The sequence below is a fragment of the Microbacterium hydrocarbonoxydans genome (assembly GCF_023715885.1).
Lineage (GTDB): Bacteria > Actinomycetota > Actinomycetes > Actinomycetales > Microbacteriaceae > Microbacterium > Microbacterium hydrocarbonoxydans_C.
This window is the reverse complement of sequence record NZ_JAMBOY010000002.1, coordinates 533233-558452: the sequence shown is the minus strand read 5'-3', so window position 1 is coordinate 558452 and position 25220 is coordinate 533233. Positions and strand designations below refer to the sequence as shown.

Below are 25220 nucleotides of genomic sequence, written 5' to 3'. Positions count from 1 at the left end.
CCCGAAGTGGGTGTCGGCCCGGAGGCGCGGGGCGCGACCCGGGTCAGCCCGGGTGGGTCATCGAGAGCAGGTCGAGCTTCTCGTCGAGCTGCTCGAGAGTGAGCTCGCCGCGCTCGACGTAGCCGAGGTCGATCACCGCGTCGCGCACCGTGATGCCCTTGGCGACCGAGTGCTTGGCGATCTTCGCCGCCGCCTCGTAGCCGATGAGCTTGTTGAGCGGGGTCACGATCGACGGGCTCATGCCGGCGAAGGCCGCCGCGCGCTCGAGGTTTGCCTGCAGGCCGTCGACGGTCTTGTCGGCGAGCACGCGCGAGGCGTTCGCGAGCAGACGGATCGACTCGAGCAGAGCCGTGCCCATGACGGGGATGGCGACGTTCAGCTCGAAGGAACCGGATGCTCCGGCCCAGGCGACCGTCGCGTCGTTGCCGATCACGCGCGCGCACACCATGAGCACGGCCTCCGGCACGACGGGGTTGACCTTGCCCGGCATGATCGACGATCCCGGCTGCAGGTCGGGGATGTGCAGCTCGCCGAGACCCGTGTTGGGGCCGGAGCCCATCCAGCGCAGGTCGTTGTTGATCTTCGTGAGGGAGACGGCGATGGTGCGCAGCGCGCCCGATGCCTCGACGAGACCGTCGCGGGCGCCCTGCGCCTCGAAGTGGTCCTTCGCCTCGGTGATCGGCAGCTCGGTCTCGGAAGCGAGAAGCTCGATGACCTTCTGCGGGAAGCCGAGCGGGGTGTTGATGCCGGTGCCGGTGGCGGTACCGCCCAGGGGCACCTCGGCGACGCGGGGGAGCGCGGACTGCACGCGCTCGATGCCCAGGCGGATCTGACGAGCGTAGCCGCCGAACTCCTGACCGAGGGTGACCGGAGTGGCGTCCATGAGATGCGTGCGGCCGGACTTGACAGCATCCTTCCACAGCTCCGCCTTCGCCTCGAGAGCGACGGCGAGGTGGTCGAGAGCCGGGATGAGCGTGTCGATGAGCGCCTGCGTGACGGCGATGTGCACGGAGGTCGGGAAGACGTCGTTCGACGACTGCGAGGCGTTGACGTGGTCGTTCGGGTGCACGTTCGCGCCGAGGATGCGGGTCGCCAGCGTCGCCAGGACCTCATTCATGTTCATGTTCGACGACGTGCCGGAACCGGTCTGATAGGTGTCGACGGGGAACTCGCCGTCGTGCGTGCCGGTGGCCACCTGGTCGGCGGCCTGCGCGATGGCGTCGGCGATCGCGCCGTCGAGCGTGCCGAGCTCCTTGTTTGCGAGCGCTGCCGCCTTCTTGATGCGGGCGAGCGCGGCGATCTGCGCCGACTCCAGGCCCTTGCCCGAGATCGGGAAGTTCTCCACCGCACGCTGGGTCTGCGCCCCATAGAGCGCGTTGACGGGCACCCGCACCTCGCCCATGGTGTCGTGCTCGATGCGGTACTCCTGCTGGGTGTCGGTCATTCCGAACCTTCCTTGGTTGCGGGGCTCTGCCCCTCGGTCTCGATGCCGTCGGGCTCGATGCCGACGGTGATGACGGGCACTGCGGTGCCCTCTGCGAGTCGGTAGTTCGCGCCCACGATGCCCAGTCGCCCATCGGCGACGGCGTTCGAGATGATCTCGGACGACTGCAGCAGGTCGCCGACGGTGTTGCGCAGGTGCTCGCGACCGACGAGCTCGGCGTCGATCTCGTCGACGGTCGATCCGCCGCTCTCGGCGAGCACCTTCCGGGCCGCGGGCACGATCGGGGCGATGAGCTTCCAGATGTGCGGAGGCAGCGGGTCGGCATCGATCGCGGTGCCGTCGATCGCGGCGCGCACGGCGCCGCACGAGTCATGTGCGAGCACCACGATCAGCGGCACCTCGAGCACTGCCACGGCGTACTCGAGGCTCGCGACGATGGACTCGCCGATCACCTGGCCGGCGTTGCGCACGACGAAGAGGTCGCCGAGGCCGAGGTCGAAGATGATCTCGGCGGCGAGGCGGGAGTCGGAGCACCCGAAGAGGGTCGCCACGGGATGCTGAGCGGCCTCCAGGTCGCGGCGCCTCGCCACGTCCTGATTGGGGTGACGGGGCTCGTCGTTCACGAATCGCCGATTCCCCTCCTGCATCTGCGTCCAGGCGGCGGCGGGCGTGAGCGGGTGCGTCATGGGCTACTCCGAGAGGTCGCGGATCTGGGGGACGAGGGTTTCGGCGAGGTCTGCTGTCGATTCGGCCGACCGCGAGCCGTACAGCAGCACGTAGTCCTCGCCGGCCTGAGTGCCGATGGCGTAGGTGACGTTCTGCTCGGCGCCGGCGTCGCCGAGCGAGTAGACGTCCCACTCGATTCCGCCGATCGAGGTGGTATCGGTCGGCGCGACGCCGTTCAGTCGCTGCGGCGCCCACGACGAGTCGACCCCGAAGGCCTGGGCAAGCTTGATGAATCCGCGCTCGTTCTCCGCTGCCGGTGCCAGGGTCACATCCCACACGGGTGTGGCACCGCTCGTGAGACCCGCGGCGTTCACGCGCCAGAAGTCGTCGAGCTCGGGGACGATGACGGGGCTGCCGAGCGACGACTCCACGTCGGCGGCGATGCCGGTCACGTCGATCTTCCGCTCGGTCGCGGGCTCGCCACGGGGGACGGCCAGCACGATGACGACGACGATCGCCAGGGTGGCGAGCAGAGCGGCGATGAGTCCGCGCACCGTCTGACTCGACCGGTACGCCTTGCTGAACTCGGCCTTGCGAGCCGCGGTCTCCTCCGGCGTCTCGGGGCGGCCGAGCTCGGCCACGATCGGGGAGCGCTTGCTCATGATTCCGCTCGCTCGGGCGAGTCGGATGCCGCGGCCCTGGCAGCGTCCAGGCGGCGCTTCGCGCCGAGGAGCCACTCCTCGCAGCGGGCGGCGAGGGCCTCGCCGCGCTCCCACAGGGCCAGCGACTGCTCGAGGGTCGGCGCGCCCTGTTCGAGTTCCGCCACCACCGTGACGAGCTCGTCGCGCGCGGCCTCGAACGACAGCGTCTCCACAGGGGTGTCGTTCAGCGCACTCACGCCTCCATCCTACGCGGTGCGTGCAGCGCGCTCACCCGGAGAGACCGGCGTCGCGCGGTCTCCGCAGACGGTGGTCCCGGCGCGACGACGGGCTCGGGAGCCGTCCGACGTCAGCCGTCGCTCTCGGCGATCTCGCCCTCGGACCGGGCGGCGATCGAGCCGCGATCGACGGTGATGGTGAGAGCGCTGCCCGCCGGAGCATCGGCGGCGTCCCGGAGGATCGGGCCCCCGTCGAGGTGCGCGATCGCGTACCCACGGGCGAGCGTCGCCGCGGGGGAGAGCGCGCGCAGCGAGGCCCGCAGCTCGCTCGTCTTCCTTCCCGCGGCGTCGAGCTGCCGGGTGATGCTGTCGCGGCCCCGGGAGAGCATGAGCCACACCTCCTGCGAGCGCGAGTCGATGATCGGATCGGGGGACCGCAGCGCAGGCCGTGAACGCAGTTGTTCCAGCTGGGCGATGTCGTGCGTGATCCGCTGGGTGAGACGTGACGTCGCCCGCGCGCGCAGCTGGGCGATGACCGCTCGCTGCTCGCTCACGTCCGGCACGACGCGCTTCGCAGCATCGGTCGGGGTCGATGCGCGCAAGTCGGCGACGTCGTCGAGCAGGGGATGGTCGTTCTCGTGACCGATCGCGCTCACGACGGGGGTGGATGCCGCCGCGACGGCGCGCACCAGGCGCTCGTCGCTGAAGCCGAGCAGGGTCTGCGGATCGCCGCCACCGCGGGCTATGACGATGACGTCGACGTCGGGATCGGCGTCGAGCCGCGCGAGGGCGGCCAGGGTGTCAGGCACGCACCGATCGCCCTGCACCGCCGCGTACTCGGTGCGGAACCGCACCTGCGGCCAGCGCAGCTCGGCGTTGCGGTGCACATCCTTCTCGGCATCCGACCGCTCGCCGGTGATGAGGCCGATCACGTGCGGGAGGAAGGGCAGTCGTTTCTTGCGTGCGGGATCGAACAGACCCTCCTGCCGGAGCTGCGCACGCAGCCGCTCGAGGCGTTCGAGCTGGTCGCCGAGGCCGACGTGCTTCATGGCCGACACCGCGAAGCTGAAGTCGCCGGACTTCACGAAGTAGTCGGCCTTGACCGCTGCGACGACGTGGTCGCCGACACCGAGGTCGTTCGGGATCCGCGGCCGCACGCTCGACCAGATGCGGATCGAGATCTGGGCATCGGAGCGCGTGTCCTTCAGCCGGGCGAAGATGTTGCCGGCGCGGACGTTCCACGAGGTGATCTCGCCCTCGACCCAGACAGTGTTCCAGCGGGCGACGAAGTCGCGGATCGTGGCGTTCAACCGCGCCACCGAGGTCGGGGCGGAGGCCGACGAATCCCGCGGAGCGACGGCGTCGGCGGGAGGCGTCTCGCCGGGGCGTGTCGACGCTTCGAAGACTGTCATCCGCTCAGTGCACCTTCCCGGTCCTGCTCAGGTAGCCGACGGTAGAATCGAAGGGTGACTTCGACTGCCGTTCATCTCCCGACTCCCCGCATCCCACGAGTACGTGCGGCGGCAGGTCGGCTTCAGGATAACCCGGTGGTCGGACAGAAGCGTGTTCTGCTCGCCGCCCCGCGCGGATACTGCGCCGGCGTCGACCGCGCCGTGGTCGCGGTCGAGAAGGCGCTCGAGCGCTACGGCGCGCCCGTCTACGTGCGCAAGCAGATCGTGCACAACATCCACGTCGTGACAGAGCTCGAGGAGAAGGGCGCGATCTTCGTGGAGGAGGTCGACGAGATCCCCGAAGGCGCGCACGTCGTCTTCAGCGCGCACGGAGTGTCGCCGGCGGTCGTGAACGCGGCATCCGATCGAGGGCTCCACGCGATCGACGCCACCTGCCCCCTCGTCACCAAGGTGCACCGCGAGGCCGTGCGCTTCGCGCGCGACGACTTCGAGATCCTGCTCATCGGTCACGACGGCCACGAAGAGGTCGAGGGCACGGCGGGAGAGGCTCCGGAGCACGTCACCGTCGTGAACTCCCCGGAGGAGGCCGACACGGTCGAGGTGAAGGACCCGTCGAAGGTCGTCTGGCTCTCGCAGACCACGCTGTCGGTCGACGAGACGATGGAGACCGTCAACCGTCTGCGCACCCGCTTCCCCGAACTGCACAACCCGCCGTCCGACGACATCTGCTACGCGACCCAGAACCGCCAGGTCGCGATCAAGAAGGTCGCGAAGGACGCGGATCTCGTCATCGTCGTCGGGTCCGCGAACTCGTCGAACAGTGTGCGTCTCGTCGAGGTCGCCCTCGAGTACGGCGCCAAGGCCGCCTACCGCGTGGACTACGCGGAGGAGGTCAAGCAGGAGTGGCTCGACGGCGTCGCCACCGTCGGTGTGACCAGCGGGGCCTCGGTGCCCGAAGTGCTGGTGCGCGAGGTGCTCGACGCCCTCGACGGCGCCGGTTACCGGGACGTCGAAGAGGTGAAGACGGCCGAGGAGGACCTCATGTTCTCCCTGCCGAAGGAACTGCGACAGGATGCCTCGGGTCAGCGAGACTCGCGGGCACTGGGAGGTCGCGCGTCTGGCGGAGGCGCATAGCGGTGAACGCCGCCGAGGCGGAGCCGACCCTCATCGGGTCGGTGCAGCGCGCGCTGCGCCTGGTCGACATCGTCGCCAACTCGCCTCGCCCGATGCCGGTGAAGACTCTCTCCGCCGTCACGGGACTCACCACCGGCACGACGTACAACCTCGTGCGCACCCTGATCCACGAGGGCTACCTCACGAGCGAACCCGATGGGCTTGTCCTCGGGACTCGCTTCCCGGCCTTCCAATCGGAGACCGAGGCGCGAGGGGTGTTCCTCGCTCGGGTGCGGTCGGCACTCCGCGCCGTCACCGACGAGATCGGCGCGACGGCGTACCTGTCGCGATACCACGACGGTGAGATGCACCTCGTCGACATCGTCGACGCCGTGCGCAATCCCCGCATCGAGCTCTGGGTCGGTCTCGACGCCAGCGCGCACGCGACGGCGCTCGGCAAGCAGATCCTCGCGGACCTCTCCGACGACGAGCGGCTGGATTATCTGTCGCGGCACCGTCTCGAGGAGCTGACTCCGAGGACCATCAGCGATCGTCGGACCCTGCTCACGCAGCTCGAGCACTCGCCGGGATTCGCCGTCGACCAGGAGGAGTACGCGATCGGGAACACGTGCGTGGCCGTCCCGGTGATCGCCCCCAACGTCATGGCGTCTCTGGCCATCTCGCTGCCGTCGGATCACATCGTGGGGCGGAGCCTGGTGACGTTGATGCAGCGGGCGGCGCAGAGGCTGTCTCTGCAGTTGGGTGCCGACGCTCTCGACGGGAGCACTCCGTCTCCCGACTTCTCCATCTGAGGTTGTTTCACTATCTGAAGAAATCGCCCTGGTGGGCGCAGACGGCAGCTCCTATCATCAAGATGTAGTCCTCTGTGCAAACGAGGCTACTGGTGTGAGAACGTCCCCAGCGTTCCATCTACCATCAGGACGGCACGTGTCCCCAGCACCGCCGTCCGCGGCCCCGAGGATTCCCCAAGCCTCCGGGGCCGTCATCGTTTTGCGGGCGACTCCTCTGGGAGTCGCTCGAAGGTGGCCCGGATAGCATGACGGGATGACCGATCAGCGGCCGCAGTATGGAGAGCTCGCCACTCCCGAGGAACAGCGCAGGGCGGCGGGCCTGCCCCCGCTCGACGAGATGCCGGATGCCGCCGTCGCCGCTGCTCCGGCTGCGACCGAGGCGGAGCTGCCCGCTTGGCCGAAGAATCCCGTCGACCGGTTCGTCACGATCGCACTGCTCGCCTACGGCCTCATCAACGTCGTTCTGACCGCGATCTCCTACCTGGATTTTCCGACCGCGATGAACGAGGTCATGAAAGTCGTCGGCGTCGATGGCGAGTTCACCAACATCGCGCAGGGGCGCGTCTGGGGCACCATAGCCGCGATCGTGCTCGTGGTCGGGTGGTCTCTGACCGCGGCGGTCTCGCTACGACGGCTGCGCGGCAGACGCCTCAGCTGGTGGGTGCCCATCGTCGGAGCGGTGATCACCCTGCTGCTCACGTCGATCTGCGCGGCCATCCCGATGATGGGTGACCCGGCGTTCATCGGGTACATCACGAGCACCACCGGACGCTGACACAGGTCCGGAATGCACGGATGCCCCGGCCGACTCGGCCGGGGCATCCGTCTGTCAGCGGTGGGTCAGCTCTTCGACTGGCCGTACGAGCCGAGCTGGCGCGTCGATTCGACGACGCGAGCTGCCATCGCGGTCTCGGCGATCTTGCCCCAGGCGCGCGGGTCGTACTGCTTCTTGTTGCCGACCTCGCCGTCGACCTTCAGGACGCCGTCGTAGTTCTTGAACATGTAGTCCGCGATCGCCCGCGTGTATGCGTACTGCGTGTCGGTGTCGATGTTCATCTTGATGACGCCGTTCGCGACCGCGAGCGCGATCTCGTCGTCGGTCGAGCCCGAGCCGCCGTGGAAGACGAGATCGAGCGGCTTGGGGCCCGTGTTGTACTTCGCAGCCACCTGCTCCTGGATCGCGCCCAGGAGCTCCGGACGCAGCTTCACGCCACCCGGCTTGTAGACCCCGTGGACGTTTCCGAACGTGAGCGCCGCGATGTAGCGGCCCTGCTCGCCGAGGCCCAGCGCCTGCACGGCCTGGTCGACGTCGGCGAACGTCGTGTAGAGCGCCTCGTTGGAGCCCTCGTGCGCGACGCCGTCCTCCTCGCCGCCGACGACGCCGATCTCGACCTCGAGGATCGCGTTGATCGCCTTCATGCGGGGGAGGAGGTCCTTCGCGATCTCGATGTTCTCCGCGAGCGGCACGGCCGAGCCGTCCCACATGTGCGATTGGAAGATCGGGTTGCGGCCGGCCTTCACCTCTTCCTCGGATGCCGCGATGAGCGGCTCGACGAAGCCGGCGAGGGCATCCTTCGGGCAGTGGTCGGTGTGCAGCGCCACGGTGACGGGGTAGTTCTTGGCGACCTCGGTCGCGTAGCGCGCGAAAGCGAGAGCGCCGGTGGCGCGGGCCTTGACGGTGTGGCCTGCGAAGTAGTCGGCACCGCCCGTGGTGACCTGGATGATGCCGTCGGAGCCGGCCTCGGTCAGGCCCTGCAGGACGGCGTTGATCGTCTGCGAGCTGGAGACGTTGAAGGCGGGGTACGCGAAGCCGCCGGCCTTCGCGCGGTCGAGCATTTCGGCGTACTGATCCGGGGTGGCGACGGGCATGAGAACTCCTGCGATAGGTGAAGCCGGGACAGCTGTCACTCTATCGGGGTCGATGTTCGGATGCCGTCGAGGACGTCATGCCGGAGGTCGCTCCCTGCCCTGACGTTAAGAATCGCAATTCCTTCGGGCTCGAGGCGCCGAAAACCGGCTCGCTGTCACTGCTCCATGGCTAGGCTGACCGCATGGTGAGTCTGACGGCCGATCTGAGCCCCCTGCGTCCCGACCGAAACCTCGCAATGGAGCTGGTGCGCGCGACTGAGGCGGCGGCGATCCGAGCCGTTCCCTTCATCGGCCGCGGCGCCAAGGAGGCGGCCGACGGTGCGGCGGTCGACGCGATGCGCGCGTTCCTCGGCACGGTCGCGTTCCAGGGTCGGGTCGTGATCGGCGAGGGGGAGAAGGACAACGCCCCGATGCTGTTCAACGGCGAGGTCGTCGGAACCGGCACCGGGCCCGAGTGCGACATCGCTGTGGATCCGATCGACGGCACCTCGCTGACCGCCGCCGGTCGTCAGAACGCGCTCTCGGTGATCGCGGTGTCGGATCGCGGCTCGATGCTCGACGCTTCGAGCGTCTTCTACATGGACAAGCTCGTCACCGGACCCGCGGGCGTCGGCGTCGTCGACATCCGACTTCCGATCGGCGAGAACATCCGCAAGCTCGCGGGCGCGCTGGGCAAGCCGGTGGACGAGATCGTGGTCTCGGTGCTGAATCGGCCGCGGCACGAGAAGCTCATCCAGGAGATCAGGGATGCCGGAGCCGGCACCCGTTTGATGAGCGACGGCGATGTGGCCGGCGGCATCAACGCGGCGCGACACGCCGCGCGGACGGACATGTGCGTCGGTGTCGGAGGCAGCCCGGAGGGGATCGTCACCGCGTGCGCGATCAAGGCTCTGGGGGGACACATCCAGGGTCGCCTGTGGCCCCGCGACGACGACGAGCGGCAGCGTGGCATCGACGCCGGGCTGGACATGGACAAGGTCTACGAGGCCGATGACCTCGTGCGCGGGGACAACACGATCTTCGTCGCGACGGGCGTCACCGATGGCCAGCTCGTCGCCGGCGTCCGTCGCGAGCACGGGTACATCTACACCGAGAGCGTCGTGCTGCGCGGGGCCTCGGGAACACTGCGTCGCATCGCTTCGGAGCACCTCGTCTCGAAGTGGCTCTGACCTGATCGGGGCTGCGTCGTCGGGTCATCGTTACCGAGCCGGTATGCCCTCGCGGCGACCCGGCGCCGAGCTTTCCTGCGGGGTCGTGTCACAATTGACCCTGGGTTTGTCGCCGTCGACGGAGCCGCCAGGCACCGCAGGCACAGGAGGGCGAACAGATGGCAACGCAGCAGACGAGTGGTTCTCAGGCCGCGCGGACGAAGATCGTCACCACCAACACAGGTCGCATCCTGCGTGTGAACGTCGACGAGATCTCGGCGCCCGGAGCCGCGGCGCCCGCAGCGACGCCTCCCGGAGCGCCGTCGCCCGTCGTCACCGATCCTGCGCGTCGCGCGGACGTGCTGTTCCGCAAGCGCCGTGACGAAGGACATGAGCTCAGCTCGTGGTGGATGATCGGTGCGTTCGTGGTCACGAGCGGTCTCGTCATCCTGCTGATGAGCGGCGTGCCCGGCATCGCCTGATCCGGTCATTCTGCACGGCGGGGAATCAGTCGCCGCTGCGCTCGACCGCCCCCTCCGCACGCGAACGCACCTCGCCCACGTCGGCGAACAGGGCGTGATCGATGGGCTGACCACCCTCGATCAGCTCGGGTGCGGTGAAGCGTCGCGTCTGCGTGGTCACACCCTTCGGTGACTCGGTCAGCCCCGCCGTGTCAATGCCGGGGAACTGGCGCGCAGTCACGAGTACCCGGCTCTCGAGCGAGCCGGCGAAGCGGTTGTAGCTCTCGACCGTGCGGTCCAGAGCGCGACGCAGATCGTCGGCATGCCCGGCGAGGACGCCGAGGCGGTCGTAGAGTTGCGTACCCAGTGCGAGAAGAGCACGGGCCTCGGTCGAGACCTCCTGCTGCGTCCACGTGTAGGCGACTGTCTTGAGCACCGCCCACAGGTTGACCGGCGAGGCCAGCGCGACGCGTCGGCCGAAGGCGTAGTCGAGCAGGGTGGGGTCCTCATCGATGGCAGCGGACAGCAGGGACTCACTGGGCAGGAAGCAGATCACGAACTCAGGACCCGACTCGAGCCCGGACCAGTACGCCTTCTTCGCGAGCGCGTCGATGTGCGCGCGTACGGCTTTGACGTGCTTCTGCATGTGCACGCGCCGCTGCGCCTCGTGCGCGTCGCCGACCGGGAGCGCCGAAGCCTCGAGGAACGAGTCGAGCGGGACCTTGGCGTCGACCGCGATCGATGCGCCGCCCGCCAGACGGATCACCATGTCGGGGCGACCCTGGCCGCGGTCGGAGGCGATGGTCGTCTGCAGGTCGAAGTCGACGTGCCGGGTGAGTCCGGCTGCTTCGACGACACGGCGGAGCTGGGTCTCGCCCCAGACGCCGCGCGTCGCCGTCGATCGGAGCGCTCCGGCGAGCGACTCGGTCGTCGCGCGCAGGGCCTCATCGGACTCCTGTGCCCGTCGCAGCTGCTCGGCCAACGAGCCGAACTGCTCATGACGCTCCTGCTCCATGGCCGACACCTTCGTCTGCATCTGTCGCAGACTCTCGCGCACGGGTGCGAGGGCCGTGAGAACGGCGTTCTGCTGCTGCACGCGCTCGGCTTCGGCCCGCTGCGCCGAACGCGAGTGCTCGACGGCATCCCGATACAGGTCGTACTGCCGGTCGCGGTCGTCACGCAGGGCGGCGAGCTCGGCCTCGGCGCGCGCGAGGTCGACACCGCCGCGTCCGGCGCGAAGCACCCATTCGCCTGCGGCGCCGAGCAGCAGCGCCGCGAGCAGGAGAACGATCGTCAGAGCATCCATGGCTCCATGGTGCCCGCGGCCTCCGACATTCCCCGGAACGACCCGGTGTTCGGGCGACCAGAGGAGTAGGCGTCAGGCGACCGCGAGGTCTTGCGCGGCGACGAGCGTCTCGGCGGGGCGCGGCTGCGGTGCGCGAGGAGTCGTCACCCGCAGGCCGAGAGCCTCCGCGAGGGTGAACACGTCGGGCACAGCGAGGCGCTGCGCGGCATCCATCACGATGTGCGCGCACGCCAGTGCATCCGCGAGGGCGTCGTGGTGGGAGAAGCCGGTGAACCCGGCCGCCTCGGCGGCTTTCGGAAGTCGGTACGACTCGAGGTCGTACACCTTGCGGGCCACCTGCAGGCTGCAGAGCGAGCGGTACGGAGGGCAGTCGAGACCCGTCGCCTCCGACGCCCGCCGGAGGACGTTGAGGTCGAATCCGGCGTTGTGCGCCACGAGCACGTCGGAGCCGGCGAAGTCGCACAGCGCGGCGAATTGATCGATCCATGATGCGGCCGAAACCACGTCCTGCGCGCGGATCCCGTGGATCCTCACGTTCCACTCCTGGAACTCGTCGTGTCCCGCAGGCGGGCGGATCAGCCATCCCGCCGTTGCGACGACGCGGCCGTCGCGGACTCGGACGAGTCCGACGGAGCAGGCGGAGGCGGGGCTGGAGTTCGCCGTCTCGAAGTCGATCGCGGTGAAGTCCATGGGCACCTCTCCACTCTCTCCCGCAGGGAACGAGCGGTGAGGAGGACGCGCCGTAGGCTGACGACATGAGCGATGGACTGTCGACATCCTTCGGCGCCGAGGCGCACAACTACGAGCTCGGCCGACCCGACTACCCGTTCGAGGCCGTGGCGTGGATGCTGGAGCCGCTACCCGCCGACTCGCACCGCATCGCCGACGTCGGCGCCGGGACCGGCAAGCTCACGCGCGTCCTTGCCAAGGCGCCGGATGCCCAGATCGTCGCGATCGATCCGGATGCCGAGATGCTCGCGACTCTGCGCGGAGCGATCCCCGGGGTGCCGACGTTCGTGGGCACCGCCGAGAACCTGCCCCTCCCGGACGCCGGTCTCGACGCCGTCGTGCTCGGCCAGGCGTGGCACTGGGTCGATCCGGTGCGCGGCTCGGCGGAGGTCGGTCGGGTGCTCCGCGACGGCGGCGTGCTCGGGCTGATCTGGAATATCCGGGACGAACGCGTCGACTGGGTGCGCCGCCTCACCGAGATCATGCACGGCAGCCACGCGGAGGTCATGCTCGCAGAAGGGGGACCCGAGGTCGTGCCGCCGATGGGGGCGCTCGAGGAGCAGTCGTGGGAGTGGGTGCGTCCGATCACGCGGGAGCTGCTGCACCGGATGGCGTCCTCGCGGAGTTACGTCATCGCCGCGTCGGACGAGGAGAAGCAGCGCATCCGTCGGAACATGGATGCGCTGTTCGACGAGCTCGGCCTCGAGGGCGACGCGACGATCGACCTCCCGTATGTCACGCGGGCGTTCCGCAGCCGCAAGGGCTGACGGGACGAGTCCGGGCGCCGGGTAGACTCGTACCCCGTGGCTCTCACTATCGGCATCGTCGGCCTGCCCAACGTCGGCAAGTCCACCCTGTTCAACGCCCTGACCAAGAACGACGTGCTCGCGGCGAACTACCCGTTCGCGACGATCGAGCCGAACGTCGGCGTGGTGAACCTGCCCGATCCGCGGCTCGACAAGCTCGCCGAGATCTTCCACAGCGAGCGCATCCTGCCCGCCGCCGTGTCGTTCGTCGACATCGCCGGCATCGTGCGCGGCGCGAGCGAGGGGGAGGGGCTCGGCAACAAGTTCCTCGCGAACATCCGTGAGGCCGATGCGATCGCGCAGGTCGTCCGCGGCTTCGCCGACGACGACGTCGTGCATGTCGACGGGGCGGTGAACCCGGCATCCGACATGGAGACGATCAACGCCGAGCTGATGCTCGCCGACCTCGAGACCGTCGACCGGGCCATCACACGGTACGAGAAGGAAGTGCGGGGCAAGAAGATCGAGCCGGTCGTGCTCGAGACGGCGAAGGCCGCGAAGGACGCCCTGGAGCGCGGCATCCTGCTCTCCGTCAGCGGCCTCGACCTCGCGCCGATCCGCGAGCTCGGACTCCTCACCTCGAAGCCCGTCATCTTCGTGTTCAATGTCGACGAGGGCGTGCTCACAGACACCGCCCGCAAGGACGAGCTCGCCGCGCTCGTCGCCCCCGCGAAGGCGATCTTCCTCGACGCGAAGATCGAGTCGGAGCTCAAGGACCTCGACCCCGAGGATGCTGCGGAGCTGCTCGCGTCGACCGGCCAGGACGAGTCCGGGCTCGACCAGCTCGCCCGCATCGGGTTCGACACGCTGGGTCTGCAGACCTACCTGACCGCCGGTCCGAAGGAGGCGCGGGCCTGGACGATCCCCAAGGGATCGAAAGCGCCGCAGGCCGCTGGTGTCATCCACACCGACTTCGAGAAGGGCTTCATCAAGGCGGAGATCGTCTCGTTCGACGACCTCGTCGAGACGGGGTCCGTCGTCGAGGCCCGCGCCAAGGGCAAGGCTCGCCTCGAAGGTAAGGACTACGTCATGCAGGACGGCGACGTCGTGGAGTTCCGTTTCAACAACTGAGGCGCCCATGCCCTCTCGGCCTGATCCGCGTCTGACCGAGAGGGAGCACGAGCGTCCGATGTCCTCGCGTCACTCCTTGTTCATCGCGTCCTGGGCGGCGCCGGCGACCTTCTCCACGACGTTCGGCATGTCGGTCGTGCCGTAGAAGCGCGCGTCCGGCCGGGTGGGCGGTGGCATGACAGCCGTCGTCGTCGGACCGTCGTGGTAGCTGAACTCACCCTTGCCGTCGGGTGTCGGTCCGCTCGCCCAGGACCCCTCGGCGGCCGCCGCTCCGTCGCTGAAGTTGAGGTACTGGTACGAGACCTCCCGGTGCTCCTTGTTGAGCGGGAAGTTGCTCGGCACAGGTAGCTCCTCGGCTCCCTCCGCCTTGAGCTCCTCGACCGCCGCGAGCCACTGGTTCTGGTGCATCGTGTCGCGGGCGAGCAGGAAGCCGAGCATGTCCCGGATGCCGTGGTCATCGGTCATGTGGTACAGCCGCGCGACCTGCACGCGGCCCTGCATCTCGGCGTTGGCGTTGGCCATGAAGTCGGCGAGCAGATTGCCGCTCGACGTGATGTACGAGCCCTGCCACGGGTTTCCGTTGCTGTCGACCGGCCGCGCCCCGGCGCCGGCGACGATGCCCTGCTGCACGTCGGTGCCGCCGACGATCGCGGCCACGGTCGGGTCGTCCTGCACGGCATCCTCCGTGATGCCGAGCGGCGCCTTCTCGAGCAGTTGCGCGATCATGACCGCGAGCATCTCGACATGGCCCATCTCCTCCGCGCCGATGCCGAACACCAGATCGCGGTACTTGCCGGGAATGTGCATGTTCCACGCCTGGAACTGGTACTGCATCGCGACGGTGATCTCGCCGTATTGTCCGCCGAGCACCTCCTGGAGCTTTCGCGCGTAGACGGCATCCGGGGCCTCGGGTGTCGCGGAGAACTGGAGCTCCTGTCGATGGAAGAACATGGTGCGCCTTTCTGATCGTCTGTCGGTGGACTGGCCATGCAACGCTCGTGACACCGGATCACGAGGGGGGTTTTCAGATCGACTCATCCCTGCGACAATCGCGCGCCCGCCCGTCGACCGCTTCTCCGTGGTCGTGTAGCGGGGTCCGCACGCCCGCGTCAAGCCCGAAGCGCGGAGAACGCCAGAAAGGCCAGGGTGGCCCGCATGGACGACACGGATCCGCGCGCGGCAGACGACCGGGCCAGCGACGGGTTCGCTTCGTACCTGGAGGATGCCGCGGGCGACATCCTCGATCGGCTCTCCGCCTGGGTGATGATCCCCTCCGTGTCGGCGGATCCCGACCGTCGGATGGACATGACGCGATCGGCGCACTGGATCGCAGGCGAGATGCGTGACGCTGGGCTTGAGACGACGTTGCTGCCGACGGGGGATTCCTTCGCGGTGCTCGGCGAGAGACTGGTCGACCCCGAGGCGCCCACGATCCTCGTCTACAGCCATCATGACGTGCGCCACGCCAAGCCGGAGGAGTGGAGCGAGACAGAGCCGTTCACTCCTGTTCTCCGTGACGGACGTCTCTACGGGCGCGGGGCGTCGGACGCGAAGGGGCAGGTGCTCGCGCACGTCTGGGGGCTGCGAGCGTTCGACGCCTGCGGCGATCTGCCTCTGAACGTGAAACTTCTCATCGACGGCGAGGAGGAGATCGGCTCGCCGAACCTCGAGACGCTGCTCCAGGAGCACCGCGACCGCCTCGCCTGCGACGCGATCATCTTCTCCGACTCGATCCAGTGGCGCGACGACGCGCCGGCGCCCGTCACCTCGATGCGCGGCACCCTCACCGCCACGCTGACCGTGATGGGACCCGAACGTGACGTGCACAGCGGGGTCGCGTCGGGGGCCACCCCGAATCCTTCGCTGATCCTCGCCCGGATCCTCGCCGGGATGCACGACGATTCGGACCGAATCGCCATCCCCGGCTTCTACGACGGGGTCGCCGCCCTGTCTCCCGACCGACGCAGAGAGCTGGGCGAGCTTCCGTTCGACGAGGACGTCTGGCTCGAGCGCACCGAGACGCGCGCGATCACGGGCGAGGCGGGGTACACCGTTCCCGAGCGACTCTGGGTGCGGCCGGCCATCGAGGTGATCTCCCTGCTCGCAGGGGATCCGGCGGGGATCGAACGCTCAGTGATCCCACGCGAGGCGACGGCGTCGCTCAGCATCCGCGCGGTTCCGGATCAACGCAACCACGACATCGCCGATCGCCTTCGAGAGTACGTCGCCGCCACGATGCCCGTCGGAGCGGCGTACGAACTGACGGTCGACGAGCGGATCGCGCAGGAACCGTACACGTCGCCGCCGAGCGCGATGCTCGACGCTCTCGAGCTCGCCCTCACACGCGGCTACGGAACCGAGGTGCGCGGACGCATGGGCAATGCCGGGGGAGGGCCTGCCGAGCTGCTGTCACGGGAACTCGGGGTGTCGGTGACGTTCCTCGGAACCGGCCTGCCCGAAGACCACTGGCACGCCAGTGACGAGAGCGTGGACGTGCGGATGCTGCTGCAGGGCGCCGCCACGATCGCGCACCTCTGGCGGGAGGTCGCGCGCCGAGGAAGATCCGCTCTGCGCGACTGAGCGGGATACGCTGGAGGGCGAGGGGACGACGGCGAGTGCTGAGTTTACCGCTGCGAGCCCCTCACCACCCCCTGAGACGGCACGAGGAGAACCACGCCCATGACCGACACGCAGATCTTCGAGCCCGACGGCCGTGCGATCCCCTTCGCCGACGAGGGCGACGGTCCGGTCAAGCTGGTCCTCATCCAGGAGCAGGGGCTCGCTGCTGACGTGTTGGGTGTCGCCGCCCACTACCTCGCCGAAGAGGCCGGCTTCCACGTGCTGCGCATAGGCCACCGTGCAGGTGACGCGACTCTCGAGGAACGGGTCGAGGATGCCGTGGCCGTGATCGACCACGTCGGCATCGACGACACCTGGGTCGGCGGTCACGGGTTCGGTGGCACGATCGCGCGGGCCCTCGTCGCCGCTCACACCGACCGCGCGAACGGCCTGCTGCTGCTCGGCGTGGAGGACGTCGACATCCCCGTCGCGCCGGCGATCCCCGTGCTGATCGTGCAGGGCACGGAGGACACCGACACCCCGCCCGCGAACGCCGAGGCGCTGCAGGCGACCGTGCCCGACCGCTCCAGCATCAAGACCATCGCCGGCGACCACCTCTTCCCCATGGATCACCCGATCGAGACCGGCGTGATCATCGAGGAGTACCTCGACTGGGACTGACGGTCGCGCCCGACGCGGAAGTGGCGAGCCCGGAAGGGCTCAGCGGCCCTGACGCTTCTTGTAGGGCTTCGGCTGCCCCTTGACGATCGGGGCGCGCCCCTTGCCCTTCGACGCCTTCGCCTTGCCGCCGGCCGGCGCCACCGCCTTCGGTGCGGCCGGGGGAGCCGCCGCGACAGCTGCCTGCGCCTCCCTGAGGAACAGTGACCCCACGCTGGTCAGCCGCGGGATCCCCTCGCGGTTGATGAGCGTGTGGCCGACCTCTTCCTCGAGCTTGTCGAGCGACGTGTACAGCGAAGCCAGCGGGATGCCGAGATGCTCGGCCGCCCGCGGGAAGTGCAGCGTCTCGGCGAGCACGACGTAACGGCGCAGCAGGGCGATCTTCATCCGTCTGCCTCCTCGGCGGTGCAGGGTCTCCTCCCAACCTACGCGAGGCGCGGGTCGGAGCGCGCCACGTCCCGGACACACGGATGCCGCGGCTCGACGAGCCGCGGCATCCGTGATGAAGCTGGTGAGGTCAGGCGACCTGGCTGAGCACGGCGAAGGACACGGCGCCCTCGTCGTCGACGCCGGCGTCGAGCACCTTGTCGTCGAGTGCGGCGGCAGCGGTCTCGTCGAGGAAGAGACGGGTGCCGGAGACCTCGACCACCTGGTCGGCCGGCTCCGGGTCGGGTGCGACCAGCACCGCGAGGCGGGCGCCGCCGTCGGGGCCGGGATCGGGTGTCGAGTGGATGCGAAGACCGGCGTCTGCGGCGTCGGTCTGACGGCTGACGAGGGTGTTCACGATTGCGGTTGCGTTGTCGGTGAGGGTGAGCACGAGACTCTCCTTCCGGTAGCGGACACGAGGCGGTCGCGACGTGTCCGGGCCACGATGCCGAACCCGGTCCGCAGGATCAACCCGACGCGCCCGGTTCGGAGGGTTCTCCCACCGGATGCAGAGGTTTGCGCAGGAACACCTGGTCGGTGCCGTCGCCCTGGGGGATGCGAGCGCTCTCCACGTACCCGCACGCCTCGTACAGGCGGATGTTCGCCTCGCTGAGGCTCCCGGTGAACAGCTCGGCCTCCTCCGCCGACGATGACTCCTCGGCCGCCGACAGCAGCGTCCGACCGATGCCCTCTCCCTGCATGTCGGGGGCGATCGCGATGCGGCCGATCAACAGCATCCGCTCGTCCTCCGCGAACCGGATGGCTCCGACCAGCCGGCCGTCGAGGCGCGCGCCGAGGCCCGAACCTGAGCGCAGCTCCGCCTCGACCTCGGCCAGCGTCTGCGTCAGCGGGGGCATGTCGGCGCTGCCGTAGATCTGAGCCTCCGAGACGAAGGCGGCGCGCTGCAGAGTCATCACCTCGCCCGCATCTGCGGCACTCAGCGGCGCGATCTCGACCTGCTCGTTCGTGTCTGTCATTCGTGACCTCCGCACGCCACCATCGGCGGTGCGGGGAGCGGGTGTCAACCCCCTCGATCCCGGTCGGGCATCCCGGCTATCGTCGCGGCGAGGAGGATTCACATGGCTGAGAAGAAGAGCACCGGCACCGCGACCAGCAAGCGCGGTGCGAAGACCACCCGTCGCCAGAACGCCGAGAAAGGATTCACCGCGTCGCCCACTCTCGCGGCGAATCTGCAGACCGTGCTGGTCGACCTGATCGAACTCTCGCTGCAGGGCAAGCAGGCGCACTGGAACGTGGTCGGACGCAACTTCCGCGACACCCACCGCCAGCTCGACGAGATCATCGAGGCCGCCCGCACGTTCAGCGACACGGTCGCCGAGCGCATGCGCGCGCTGCACGCCGTTCCCGACGGCCGCACCGACACGATCGCGGAGACGACCTCCCTGCCCGCCTTCCCCATGGGCGAGGTGTCGACCGAGGACACGATCGACCTCATCACCGCGCGCTTGGAGGCGGCCATCGCCACGATGCGCGATGTGCACGACGCGGTCGATGAGGAGGACCCCACCTCGGCCGACATCCTGCACGCCGTGCTCGAGAGCCTCGAGCAGTTCGCATGGATGGTCAGCGCGGAGAACCGCACTCCCGCAGGCAGCTGAGAATTGACGTGCGACGGGCTCGGACTCATCTTTCGCGGATGTCGTTCCGAGCCCGTCGAACGAGGGCCGGCATCGCGAGCCACAACCCGACGATCACCACGACCGAGGCGATGAGCGCGACGAGACCGGCCGTGCGGTTGACGGTGAAGTCGATGATGAGGGTGGTCACGCCGACGGTGAGCGCCGCGATGACGATCAGATCGATCCGCACGATGCGCGCCGCCACCCGCACGAGCTGCGGCTTGCGTTGGCGACCGAAGAGCGCCCGGTGCATCCCGACCGGCGCGAGTGCGAGGATGGTCGCCAGCGCGGCCAGACCGACGAGCACGACGTAGACGTCGCGCTGAAAGGCGTCCATGTCCTCGAAACGAGGCTGGAACGCGACCGCGAGGAGGAAGCCCGTGAGGATCTGCGTACCGGTCTGCATCACCCGGAGCTCTTGCAGAAGCTCGTCCCAGTTGCGGTCGGCGCGCTCGTTGACCGTCTCATCCCGACCGTCTTCGCGGTCATCGCGTTCGATCGGGTGCAGCGGGCGGTCTTCCGAATCCATGTCGACAGTTTCCCGGTCGCCGCTCACTGCTGTCCAGACTCTTGACGCGCATGTCGACCGCTCGCGCGGGAGAGGGAACCGACGATGACTCTGCCACCGATCAGGGAATGGTGGAACGAGCTCTCCGACGAGGCGAGGCTCGGTGTCTTCGAGCATGCGCCGCACGTGGGCGAGATCGCCCGGGAGGAGATCCGAGAGATCACCGGCGCCGTCGTCGGGATGGCCGAGGCCCTCACCGACGACGACCTCGATTACGCGCGGTCGGAGACGTCGAAAGAGGTCTGACCCGTCTCTTCGCGGAGCCTCGGCTCGCGGCGCCGTTCGGGGCGCAGTCCGGCCTTGTCGGAATAGAAGGCGCGGATGCGGTCCATGTCGGCGCCGACGTCGCCGGTCAGGTCGATGGTCGGCCCCAGTCCGGTCGTCATCGTCGTACGGTCGACGAATCCGAGCGTCAGCGGCATGCCTGTCTCGCGGGCGATGCGGTAGAAGCCCGACTTCCAGTGGCCTGTCGCGCTGCGCGTGCCGTCCGGAGTGACGACAAGGCCGAAGACCTCGCCTCGGTTCACACGCTCGACCACATCGCCCACCACGCGCGCCGGGTCGGACCGATCGACGGGGATGCCGCCGAGGCGGCGCATGATCGGACCCCGCCACCCCCGGAACAGGCTGCTCTTGCCGAGCCAGCGCACATCGATGCCGAGGCGCCATGCGATCGCCAGCATGAGCACGAAGTCCCAGTTGGAGGTGTGCGGGGCACCGATCAGCACGGTCGGCCGGGTGGGCACCGCGTCGACGATCAGGGTCCAGCGGCTGAGCGCCCAGTAGAGGCGGGCGAGGAGTCGGGTCACCATGCGTCAAAGCTAGGGGAGCGGGCTGTCGATTCCCTGACGCTTGACAGGCGCAGGACCGGTATGCGGTTGCGTGAGCGGGCATGGCGCCGATGGGTCGCAGCAGGCGTACCATCGAGGGATGGCCACGACACAGGAACCCGCAGAGCACGAGCAGCGCCCAGCGCTGTCGCCGTTGCCCGGCGCCCTGAATCTGCTGGACGACGCCGATGACAGCGTCGGCTACTGCAGCGGAGGCGTCTGCCACTTCCCCGGGCCGAAGAAGCCGTAGCGGGTCCCGCGCGCCACCCGGCGGTCAGTGAGCGCCGTGGAAACCGGACGGTTCCTCGGCGGGCTTGCGCACGAACGCGCTGAGCACGACCGCTGCGAGCGAGATGATCGCGGCGATCAGGAACGCCATCCGCGCACCCGGCGCTCCCGCGACCGCCGTCGTCAGGCCCTCGCTCTCACCGGCGTGCAGGATCGACGAGTACGTCACGGTGAGCAGAGCGACGCCGGCTGCACCGCCCACCTGCTGCAGCGTGTTGAGCACGGCGGAGCCATGCGAGTAGAGCGAGCGGTCGAGCGAGCCGAGCGACGCCGAGAACAGCGGCGTGAACGACATGGCGAGGCCGACCGACATGGCCGCCTGCACCAGGATGAGCACCCAGAAGACCGTGTGCTCGCCGACCGTCGAGTAGAAGAACAGGGACGCGGAGACGAGGATCGTCCCGGGGATGAGCAGCGGGCGAGTGCCCTTCGCATCGTAGATGCGGCCCATGACCGGACCGAGAAGACCCATCAGCACCGAGCCGGGCAGGAGGATCAGACCCGACTCGAGGGCGTTCAGACCCGCGACGTTCTGCAGGTACTGCGGAAGCAGGGTGAGGGTGCCGAACATCGACAGCGCGAGGATCGTCATGATGATGACCGAGAACGTGAAGTTCACGGAGCGGAAGACCCGCAGGTCGAGCAGGGCGTCGTCGACGCGCTGCAGGATGAGCTGACGCCACACGAAGAGGCCGAGCGCGAGGGCGCCGACGACGAGCGCGATGATGCCGGCCGCTTCTCCTGAGCCGCCCTCCCCGCCGAACTGGCTGAGGCCGAAGACGATTCCGCCGAAGCCGAGCGCGGCGAGCGGGATCGACAGCACGTCGAGCGGCACGACACGGGTCTCGCCGAGGTTCGTCATCCACTTGGCGCCCATGAGAAGGGAGATGATCGCGATCGGAAGCACGATGGCGAACAGCGCCCGCCAGTTCAGCGTCTCGAGCACGGCACCCGCGAGGGTCGGGCCGATCGCCGGAGCGAGGGAGATGACCAGACCAACGCGACCCATCATGCGGCCCCGCGACTGGGGCGGCACGACGTTCATGATCGTGGTCATCAGCAGCGGCATCATGATTCCGGTCCCCGCGGCCTGGATGACGCGCCCGGCGAGGAGCACGGTGAAGCCGGGCGCCACGAGCGCCACCAGCGTGCCGAGCGAGAAAGCGGTCATCGCGGCGATGAACACCTGCCTCGTGGTGAAGCGCTGCAGGATGAACCCCGTCGTCGGGATGACGACCGCCATCGTCAGCATGAAGGCGCTCGTGAGCCATTGGCCGAGCTCGGGCGGGATGCCCAGATCGGCGTTGAGATGCGGTATCGCGATGCCCATCGTCGTCTCGTTGAGGATGGCGACGAAGGCGGCGACCAGCAGCAGCCAGATGACACGCATGTCGCTGGCCGCGATCTCGCCCCTGGCTGAAGGAGGTGATGTGGTGATGGAACCGGTGTCGACGGCAGACATGCGGCGGCCTCCTAGGAGCGGGAGAGGGAAAGAGTGTGCGAGTGCGCTGAGGACAGCGAGCCCACTGAGAACACTCAGCGTAACGTCAGGTTCGGACATTCCATTCCGCATCCGGGCGAATCCGCTCTCGGCGGAGATCCGACCGGACGGGTCCGGGCCCGGTGTCGTCGGCGCTGACTACGCTGGCGACATGAGCATGGGCGGCGGTATGGCAGGGCGCGGCGGAGGCTTCCGCGGCGTCGACGAGGCGGCGCAGCGGCGCATGAACGCCGAGGCGCCCCGGATCGACGGGCTCGGCACCCGCGTGGTCGCACTGTTTCGGCCGTACCGCTGGCGGATCGCCGTGACGGGCATCCTCGTGGTCGTCGGCGCCGGCATCGCGGTGATTCCTCCGCTCCTCGTGCAGCGCATCTTCGACGACGCGCTCTTCCCGGTAGACGGCGGTGGCCCGCAGCTGTCGCTGCTCGGCTGGCTCGTGGGCGGCATGATCGGACTCTTCCTGCTCTCGGCCGCACTCGGCGTCGCGCAGACCTGGCTCACCTCCACCGTGGGCAACAGCGTGACCGGCGACCTGCGCGTTCGACTCTTCGAGCATCTGCAGGCCATGGAGCTCGGGTTCTTCACCCGCACGAAGACCGGAGTGATCCAGTCGCGGCTGCAGAACGACGTCGGCGGGGTCTCCGGCGTGCTCACGAACACGGTCACGAGCATCCTCGGCAACGTCGTGACGGTGATCGCGTCTCTCGTCGCGATGATCCTCATCGATTGGCGGCTCACCCTGATAGCGGTCGTCCTCATGCCGTTCCTCATCATCGTGCAGCGCCGCGTCGGTCAGGTACGGGCACGCATCGCCGGTGAGACGCAGGAGTCGCTGTCCGAGCTCACCTCGATCACGCAGGAGACGCTGAGCGTCTCGGGGATGCTGCTCTCGAAGGCCTTCAACCGGCAGCGCACGGAATCGGCTCGTTATCAGGCGGAGAACCGCAACCAGGTCGTGCTGCAGGTGCGTCGCGCCATGAGCGGGCAGGGCTTCTTCGCGGTCGTCCAGGTCCTCATGGCCAGCGTCCCCGCCATCATCTACCTCGTCTCGGGCTACCTGATCGCGGGCGGCACCGGTGCGATCACCGCCGGCACGATCGTCGCCTTCACGACCGTGCAGGCACGTCTCCTGCAGCCGCTGATGGGGCTCATGCGGGTGTCGCTCGACCTGCAGACCTCGTCGGCGCTGTTCGCGCGCATCTTCGAGTACCTCGATCTCGTGCCGGAGATCCAGGACGCCCCCGACGCGATCGACGTCGCCCAGGCGCCCGGCCCTCGCGGAAGGATCGAGTTCGACCAGGTCGTCTTCCGCTACCCCGACGCGGCTCCGGACGCACGTCCGACCCTGCAGGGGGTCTCCTTCGTGGCGGAGCCCGGGCAGCATGTCGCGTTCGTCGGGCCGTCGGGCGCAGGCAAGACGACCGTCCTCTACCTGGCGCCGCGCCTCTACGAGGCACACGGCGGTGCGGTGCTCTTCGCGGGCGCCGACGTGCGCTCGCTCACACAGGAGTCGATCATCGACCAGGTCGGCATCGTCTCGCAGGAGACTTATCTGTTCCACGCGACGATTCGCGACAACCTGCTCTACGCGAAGCCCGGGGCGACCGAGGAGGAGATGATCGCCGCGTGCACGGCGGCCAACATCCACCACATCATCGCGGGGTTCGAGCAGGGGTACGACACCGTCGTGGGAGAGCGCGGCTACCGCCTCTCGGGCGGCGAGAAGCAGCGCATCGCGATCGCGCGCGTGCTGCTGAAGGATCCGCCGGTTCTTCTCCTCGATGAGGCGACCTCCGCCCTGGACACCGTCTCGGAGCGGGTCGTGCAGGAAGCTCTCGACGAAGCCGCGAAGGGACGGACGACCCTCACGATCGCGCACCGACTGTCGACGGTCATGTCGGCAGACGTCATCCACGTGCTCGAGGCAGGGCAGATCGTCGAGTCGGGCACCCACGCGGAACTCCTGGCTCAGGGTGGCTTCTACGCCGAGCTGGCGGCCCAGCAGGTGGCCGCGTCACGAGTGCTCGACACCGAGGCCGAGGTCGAACACGCCGTCACCGGAGGAGTCGGCGCTGCGCTCGCGGAACGTCGCGCCGATCGCGCGCCCGACGATTCGGCAGGTGAGGATGCCGTGGCCACCCTCACGACCGCGGTACCGCTGCTCGATGCGCCGCCCGCCGACGACCGGGTGTACCCGGAGCAGCACTGACCTGCAGCCCCTGGGGCGGCTTCAGTGGACCGACAAGCCGCCGTCCACGAACAGCGAGTGTCCCGTGATGTACCCCGACCCCGCTCCGGCGAGGAACACCGCCGCGGCCGCGAAGTCCTCGGGGAGTCCGTTGCGACCGATCATCGTGCGCGCCGCCAGAGCGGCGATCTGCTCCGGATCCTCCTGCAGACGCGCGTTCAGCGGGGTGAGCACGAAGCCCGGAACGAGGGTGTTGCTCGTGACCCCGGAACCGCCCCATGCCTCCGCCTCCGAGCGCATCAGCGACTCCACAGCCCCTTTCGACGCGCCGTACACGCCGCTCGAGACGAACGCCCGATGGGCCTGCTGAGAGCTGATGTGGATGATCCTGCCGTATCCGCGCTCGGCCATGCCGGTCGCATACCGCTGTCCGAGCAGAAAGGGCGCGAGCGCGTTCACTGTCATGGTCGCCTCCCAGTCGTCCTCGGTGATCTCGGCGTACGGCGGACGGATGTTGATGCCGGCGGAGTTCACGAGGATGTCCGGTTCGCCGAAGGGACCGACGGCGGCTTCCGCGAGCGCTCGGATGCCGTCGCGAGAGCCGAGGTCGCCCACGACACCGGCCGCGCGGCATCCCGCATCCCTCAGTTCACGCACGGTGCTATCGATCCGCTCCTCACCGCGGGCGACGATCACGGTCGCCGCTCCGGCGCGGGCGAGCGCGGTCGCGATGCCGCGCCCGATGCCGGAACTGCCGCCCGTGACGACGGCGGTGCGGCCATGCAGCGAGAACAGATCGGTGAGGTAGTCGTTCACGGATGTCTCTCC

General features: G+C 68.7%; 29 protein-coding genes. 13 read left to right on the top strand and 16 right to left on the bottom strand.

Annotated features, from left to right (window positions below):
* Positions 1 to 43 precede the first annotated feature (43 nt).
* From M3195_RS06975 to xseA, 5 genes are all read right to left on the bottom strand, one after another.
* On the bottom strand, positions 44 to 1444 hold the full coding sequence (locus tag M3195_RS06975) for a class II fumarate hydratase (RefSeq protein WP_251585947.1): 1401 nt from the start codon (positions 1442 to 1444) through the stop codon (positions 44 to 46).
* The gene (locus tag M3195_RS06970; protein ID WP_251585946.1) at positions 1441 to 2130 is read right to left on the bottom strand and encodes a carbonic anhydrase; all 690 of its coding nucleotides are present in this window, start codon (positions 2128 to 2130) and stop codon (positions 1441 to 1443) included. The genes M3195_RS06975 and M3195_RS06970 overlap by 4 nt, the downstream gene beginning before the upstream one ends.
* A 3-nt stretch (positions 2131 to 2133) precedes the next feature.
* The gene (locus tag M3195_RS06965; protein ID WP_251585945.1) at positions 2134 to 2772 is read right to left on the bottom strand and encodes a DUF4245 family protein; all 639 of its coding nucleotides are present in this window, start codon (positions 2770 to 2772) and stop codon (positions 2134 to 2136) included.
* Entirely contained in the window at positions 2769 to 3008 is a 240-nt protein-coding gene (locus M3195_RS06960) for an exodeoxyribonuclease VII small subunit (RefSeq protein WP_251585944.1), read from the bottom strand. Before M3195_RS06960 ends, M3195_RS06965 begins: the two co-directional genes overlap by 4 nt.
* A 110-nt stretch (positions 3009 to 3118) precedes the next feature.
* Positions 3119 to 4399, bottom strand: a complete 1281-nt coding sequence (gene xseA, locus M3195_RS06955) for an exodeoxyribonuclease VII large subunit (protein ID WP_251585942.1) — start codon at positions 4397 to 4399, stop codon at positions 3119 to 3121.
* 90 nt (positions 4400 to 4489) lie between these two features.
* On the opposite strand from xseA, the gene M3195_RS06950 reads away from it, so the two are divergent.
* The 3 genes from M3195_RS06950 to M3195_RS06940 all read left to right on the top strand — a co-directional run bounded on the left by M3195_RS06950 (position 4490) and on the right by M3195_RS06940 (position 7099).
* On the top strand, positions 4490 to 5533 hold the full coding sequence (locus M3195_RS06950) for a 4-hydroxy-3-methylbut-2-enyl diphosphate reductase (RefSeq protein ID WP_308211573.1): 1044 nt from the start codon (positions 4490 to 4492) through the stop codon (positions 5531 to 5533).
* 2 nt (positions 5534 to 5535) lie between these two features.
* Entirely contained in the window at positions 5536 to 6324 is a 789-nt protein-coding gene (locus M3195_RS17085; protein WP_251585938.1) for an IclR family transcriptional regulator, read from the top strand.
* 253 nt (positions 6325 to 6577) lie between these two features.
* On the top strand, positions 6578 to 7099 hold the full coding sequence (locus M3195_RS06940) for a DUF6264 family protein (RefSeq protein WP_251585936.1): 522 nt from the start codon (positions 6578 to 6580) through the stop codon (positions 7097 to 7099).
* 65 nt (positions 7100 to 7164) lie between these two features.
* Here M3195_RS06940 and fbaA read toward each other — a convergent pair whose 3' ends face one another.
* Positions 7165 to 8193 carry a class II fructose-bisphosphate aldolase gene (gene fbaA / locus M3195_RS06935; RefSeq protein ID WP_251585934.1) on the bottom strand — a complete coding sequence of 343 codons (1029 nt, stop codon included), beginning with the start codon at positions 8191 to 8193 and terminating at the stop codon, positions 7165 to 7167.
* A gap of 182 nt (positions 8194 to 8375) precedes the next feature.
* On the opposite strand from fbaA, the gene glpX reads away from it, so the two are divergent.
* Both glpX and M3195_RS06925 read left to right on the top strand, forming a co-directional pair.
* Positions 8376 to 9362, top strand: coding sequence for a class II fructose-bisphosphatase (gene glpX / locus M3195_RS06930; protein WP_251585932.1), 987 nt, complete (start codon positions 8376 to 8378; stop codon positions 9360 to 9362).
* A gap of 158 nt (positions 9363 to 9520) precedes the next feature.
* Positions 9521 to 9823 carry a hypothetical protein gene (locus tag M3195_RS06925; protein WP_251585930.1) on the top strand — a complete coding sequence of 101 codons (303 nt, stop codon included), beginning with the start codon at positions 9521 to 9523 and terminating at the stop codon, positions 9821 to 9823.
* Between the two features lie 25 nt (positions 9824 to 9848).
* Here the strand turns inward: M3195_RS06925 and M3195_RS06920 are convergent, their stop codons facing one another.
* Together M3195_RS06920 and M3195_RS06915 are read right to left on the bottom strand one after the other, a co-directional pair.
* Positions 9849 to 11108: a DNA recombination protein RmuC gene (locus tag M3195_RS06920; RefSeq protein WP_251585929.1), complete on the bottom strand. Its 1260-nt coding sequence runs from the start codon at positions 11106 to 11108 to the stop codon at positions 9849 to 9851.
* 72 nt (positions 11109 to 11180) lie between these two features.
* Positions 11181 to 11804, bottom strand: a complete 624-nt coding sequence (locus M3195_RS06915; protein WP_251585927.1) for an exonuclease domain-containing protein — start codon at positions 11802 to 11804, stop codon at positions 11181 to 11183.
* Positions 11805 to 11863: 59 nt separating this feature from the next.
* Here M3195_RS06915 and M3195_RS06910 point away from each other — a divergent pair, with 59 nt between their 5' ends.
* Both M3195_RS06910 and ychF read left to right on the top strand, forming a co-directional pair.
* Entirely contained in the window at positions 11864 to 12604 is a 741-nt protein-coding gene (locus M3195_RS06910; RefSeq protein ID WP_251585925.1) for a class I SAM-dependent methyltransferase, read from the top strand.
* 36 nt (positions 12605 to 12640) lie between these two features.
* The gene (gene ychF / locus M3195_RS06905; RefSeq protein ID WP_251585923.1) at positions 12641 to 13714 is read left to right on the top strand and encodes a redox-regulated ATPase YchF; all 1074 of its coding nucleotides are present in this window, start codon (positions 12641 to 12643) and stop codon (positions 13712 to 13714) included.
* Between the two features lie 69 nt (positions 13715 to 13783).
* On the opposite strand, the gene M3195_RS06900 is transcribed toward ychF, so the two are convergent.
* On the bottom strand, positions 13784 to 14665 hold the full coding sequence (locus M3195_RS06900) for a manganese catalase family protein (RefSeq protein ID WP_251585921.1): 882 nt from the start codon (positions 14663 to 14665) through the stop codon (positions 13784 to 13786).
* 204 nt (positions 14666 to 14869) lie between these two features.
* On the opposite strand from M3195_RS06900, the gene M3195_RS06895 reads away from it, so the two are divergent.
* On the top strand, positions 14870 to 16294 hold the full coding sequence (locus M3195_RS06895; protein ID WP_251585919.1) for a M20/M25/M40 family metallo-hydrolase: 1425 nt from the start codon (positions 14870 to 14872) through the stop codon (positions 16292 to 16294).
* Positions 16295 to 16393: 99 nt separating this feature from the next.
* Positions 16394 to 16954, top strand: a complete 561-nt coding sequence (locus tag M3195_RS06890; RefSeq protein WP_251585918.1) for an alpha/beta fold hydrolase — start codon at positions 16394 to 16396, stop codon at positions 16952 to 16954.
* A gap of 39 nt (positions 16955 to 16993) precedes the next feature.
* Here M3195_RS06890 and M3195_RS06885 read toward each other — a convergent pair whose 3' ends face one another.
* From M3195_RS06885 to M3195_RS06875, 3 genes are all read right to left on the bottom strand, one after another.
* Positions 16994 to 17338 (bottom strand): LysR family transcriptional regulator, encoded by a 345-nt coding sequence (locus M3195_RS06885; RefSeq protein ID WP_251585917.1) that lies wholly within the window; start codon positions 17336 to 17338, stop codon positions 16994 to 16996.
* A gap of 130 nt (positions 17339 to 17468) precedes the next feature.
* The gene (locus M3195_RS06880; protein WP_096715219.1) at positions 17469 to 17768 is read right to left on the bottom strand and encodes a Fe-S cluster assembly protein HesB; all 300 of its coding nucleotides are present in this window, start codon (positions 17766 to 17768) and stop codon (positions 17469 to 17471) included.
* A 76-nt stretch (positions 17769 to 17844) separates the two neighbouring features.
* A complete protein-coding gene (locus M3195_RS06875; protein WP_251585916.1) occupies positions 17845 to 18354 on the bottom strand; it encodes a GNAT family N-acetyltransferase in 510 nt (169 codons plus the stop codon).
* Positions 18355 to 18456: 102 nt separating this feature from the next.
* Between M3195_RS06875 and M3195_RS06870 the strand changes: the two genes are divergently transcribed.
* Positions 18457 to 18996 (top strand): Dps family protein, encoded by a 540-nt coding sequence (locus M3195_RS06870; protein WP_251585915.1) that lies wholly within the window; start codon positions 18457 to 18459, stop codon positions 18994 to 18996.
* Between the two features lie 25 nt (positions 18997 to 19021).
* Here the strand turns inward: M3195_RS06870 and M3195_RS06865 are convergent, their stop codons facing one another.
* Entirely contained in the window at positions 19022 to 19546 is a 525-nt protein-coding gene (locus M3195_RS06865; RefSeq protein ID WP_251585913.1) for a DUF6328 family protein, read from the bottom strand.
* 84 nt (positions 19547 to 19630) lie between these two features.
* On the opposite strand from M3195_RS06865, the gene M3195_RS06860 reads away from it, so the two are divergent.
* Positions 19631 to 19831 (top strand): hypothetical protein, encoded by a 201-nt coding sequence (locus M3195_RS06860; protein WP_251585911.1) that lies wholly within the window; start codon positions 19631 to 19633, stop codon positions 19829 to 19831.
* On the opposite strand, the gene M3195_RS06855 is transcribed toward M3195_RS06860, so the two are convergent.
* Positions 19798 to 20397 (bottom strand): 1-acyl-sn-glycerol-3-phosphate acyltransferase, encoded by a 600-nt coding sequence (locus M3195_RS06855; RefSeq protein ID WP_251585895.1) that lies wholly within the window; start codon positions 20395 to 20397, stop codon positions 19798 to 19800. The genes M3195_RS06860 and M3195_RS06855 overlap by 34 nt on opposite strands.
* Before the next feature lie 118 nt (positions 20398 to 20515).
* Between M3195_RS06855 and M3195_RS06850 the strand changes: the two genes are divergently transcribed.
* The gene (locus tag M3195_RS06850) at positions 20516 to 20665 is read left to right on the top strand and encodes a hypothetical protein (RefSeq protein ID WP_251585893.1); all 150 of its coding nucleotides are present in this window, start codon (positions 20516 to 20518) and stop codon (positions 20663 to 20665) included.
* Between the two features lie 24 nt (positions 20666 to 20689).
* On the opposite strand, the gene M3195_RS06845 is transcribed toward M3195_RS06850, so the two are convergent.
* Entirely contained in the window at positions 20690 to 22165 is a 1476-nt protein-coding gene (locus tag M3195_RS06845; protein ID WP_251585891.1) for an MDR family MFS transporter, read from the bottom strand.
* A 196-nt stretch (positions 22166 to 22361) separates the two neighbouring features.
* Between M3195_RS06845 and M3195_RS06840 the strand changes: the two genes are divergently transcribed.
* A complete protein-coding gene (locus M3195_RS06840) occupies positions 22362 to 24413 on the top strand; it encodes an ABC transporter ATP-binding protein (protein ID WP_251586443.1) in 2052 nt (683 codons plus the stop codon).
* Positions 24414 to 24434: 21 nt separating this feature from the next.
* Here M3195_RS06840 and M3195_RS06835 read toward each other — a convergent pair whose 3' ends face one another.
* On the bottom strand, positions 24435 to 25208 hold the full coding sequence (locus M3195_RS06835; protein WP_251585889.1) for an SDR family NAD(P)-dependent oxidoreductase: 774 nt from the start codon (positions 25206 to 25208) through the stop codon (positions 24435 to 24437).
* Positions 25209 to 25220 lie beyond the last annotated feature (12 nt).

Coding starts and splice junctions, on each gene's coding strand:
- M3195_RS06855 (WP_251585895.1), bottom strand. CDS start 20,397: ATGGTGACCCGACTCCTCGCCCGCCTCTACTGGGCGCTCAGCCGCTGG.
- M3195_RS06850 (WP_251585893.1), top strand. CDS start 20,516: ATGGCCACGACACAGGAACCCGCAGAGCACGAGCAGCGCCCAGCGCTG.
- M3195_RS06975 (WP_251585947.1), bottom strand. CDS start 1,444: ATGACCGACACCCAGCAGGAGTACCGCATCGAGCACGACACCATGGGC.
- M3195_RS06890 (WP_251585918.1), top strand. CDS start 16,394: ATGACCGACACGCAGATCTTCGAGCCCGACGGCCGTGCGATCCCCTTC.
- fbaA (WP_251585934.1), bottom strand. CDS start 8,193: ATGCCCGTCGCCACCCCGGATCAGTACGCCGAAATGCTCGACCGCGCG.
- glpX (WP_251585932.1), top strand. CDS start 8,376: ATGGTGAGTCTGACGGCCGATCTGAGCCCCCTGCGTCCCGACCGAAAC.
- M3195_RS06920 (WP_251585929.1), bottom strand. CDS start 11,108: ATGGATGCTCTGACGATCGTTCTCCTGCTCGCGGCGCTGCTGCTCGGC.
- M3195_RS06840 (WP_251586443.1), top strand. CDS start 22,362: ATGGGCGGCGGTATGGCAGGGCGCGGCGGAGGCTTCCGCGGCGTCGAC.
- M3195_RS06885 (WP_251585917.1), bottom strand. CDS start 17,338: ATGAAGATCGCCCTGCTGCGCCGTTACGTCGTGCTCGCCGAGACGCTG.
- M3195_RS06870 (WP_251585915.1), top strand. CDS start 18,457: ATGGCTGAGAAGAAGAGCACCGGCACCGCGACCAGCAAGCGCGGTGCG.
- M3195_RS06845 (WP_251585891.1), bottom strand. CDS start 22,165: ATGTCTGCCGTCGACACCGGTTCCATCACCACATCACCTCCTTCAGCC.
- M3195_RS06910 (WP_251585925.1), top strand. CDS start 11,864: ATGAGCGATGGACTGTCGACATCCTTCGGCGCCGAGGCGCACAACTAC.
- M3195_RS06970 (WP_251585946.1), bottom strand. CDS start 2,130: ATGACGCACCCGCTCACGCCCGCCGCCGCCTGGACGCAGATGCAGGAG.
- M3195_RS06865 (WP_251585913.1), bottom strand. CDS start 19,546: ATGGATTCGGAAGACCGCCCGCTGCACCCGATCGAACGCGATGACCGC.
- M3195_RS06875 (WP_251585916.1), bottom strand. CDS start 18,354: ATGACAGACACGAACGAGCAGGTCGAGATCGCGCCGCTGAGTGCCGCA.
- M3195_RS06965 (WP_251585945.1), bottom strand. CDS start 2,772: ATGAGCAAGCGCTCCCCGATCGTGGCCGAGCTCGGCCGCCCCGAGACG.
- M3195_RS06900 (WP_251585921.1), bottom strand. CDS start 14,665: ATGTTCTTCCATCGACAGGAGCTCCAGTTCTCCGCGACACCCGAGGCC.
- M3195_RS06895 (WP_251585919.1), top strand. CDS start 14,870: ATGGACGACACGGATCCGCGCGCGGCAGACGACCGGGCCAGCGACGGG.
- M3195_RS06860 (WP_251585911.1), top strand. CDS start 19,631: ATGACTCTGCCACCGATCAGGGAATGGTGGAACGAGCTCTCCGACGAG.
- xseA (WP_251585942.1), bottom strand. CDS start 4,399: ATGACAGTCTTCGAAGCGTCGACACGCCCCGGCGAGACGCCTCCCGCC.
- M3195_RS06940 (WP_251585936.1), top strand. CDS start 6,578: ATGACCGATCAGCGGCCGCAGTATGGAGAGCTCGCCACTCCCGAGGAA.
- M3195_RS06925 (WP_251585930.1), top strand. CDS start 9,521: ATGGCAACGCAGCAGACGAGTGGTTCTCAGGCCGCGCGGACGAAGATC.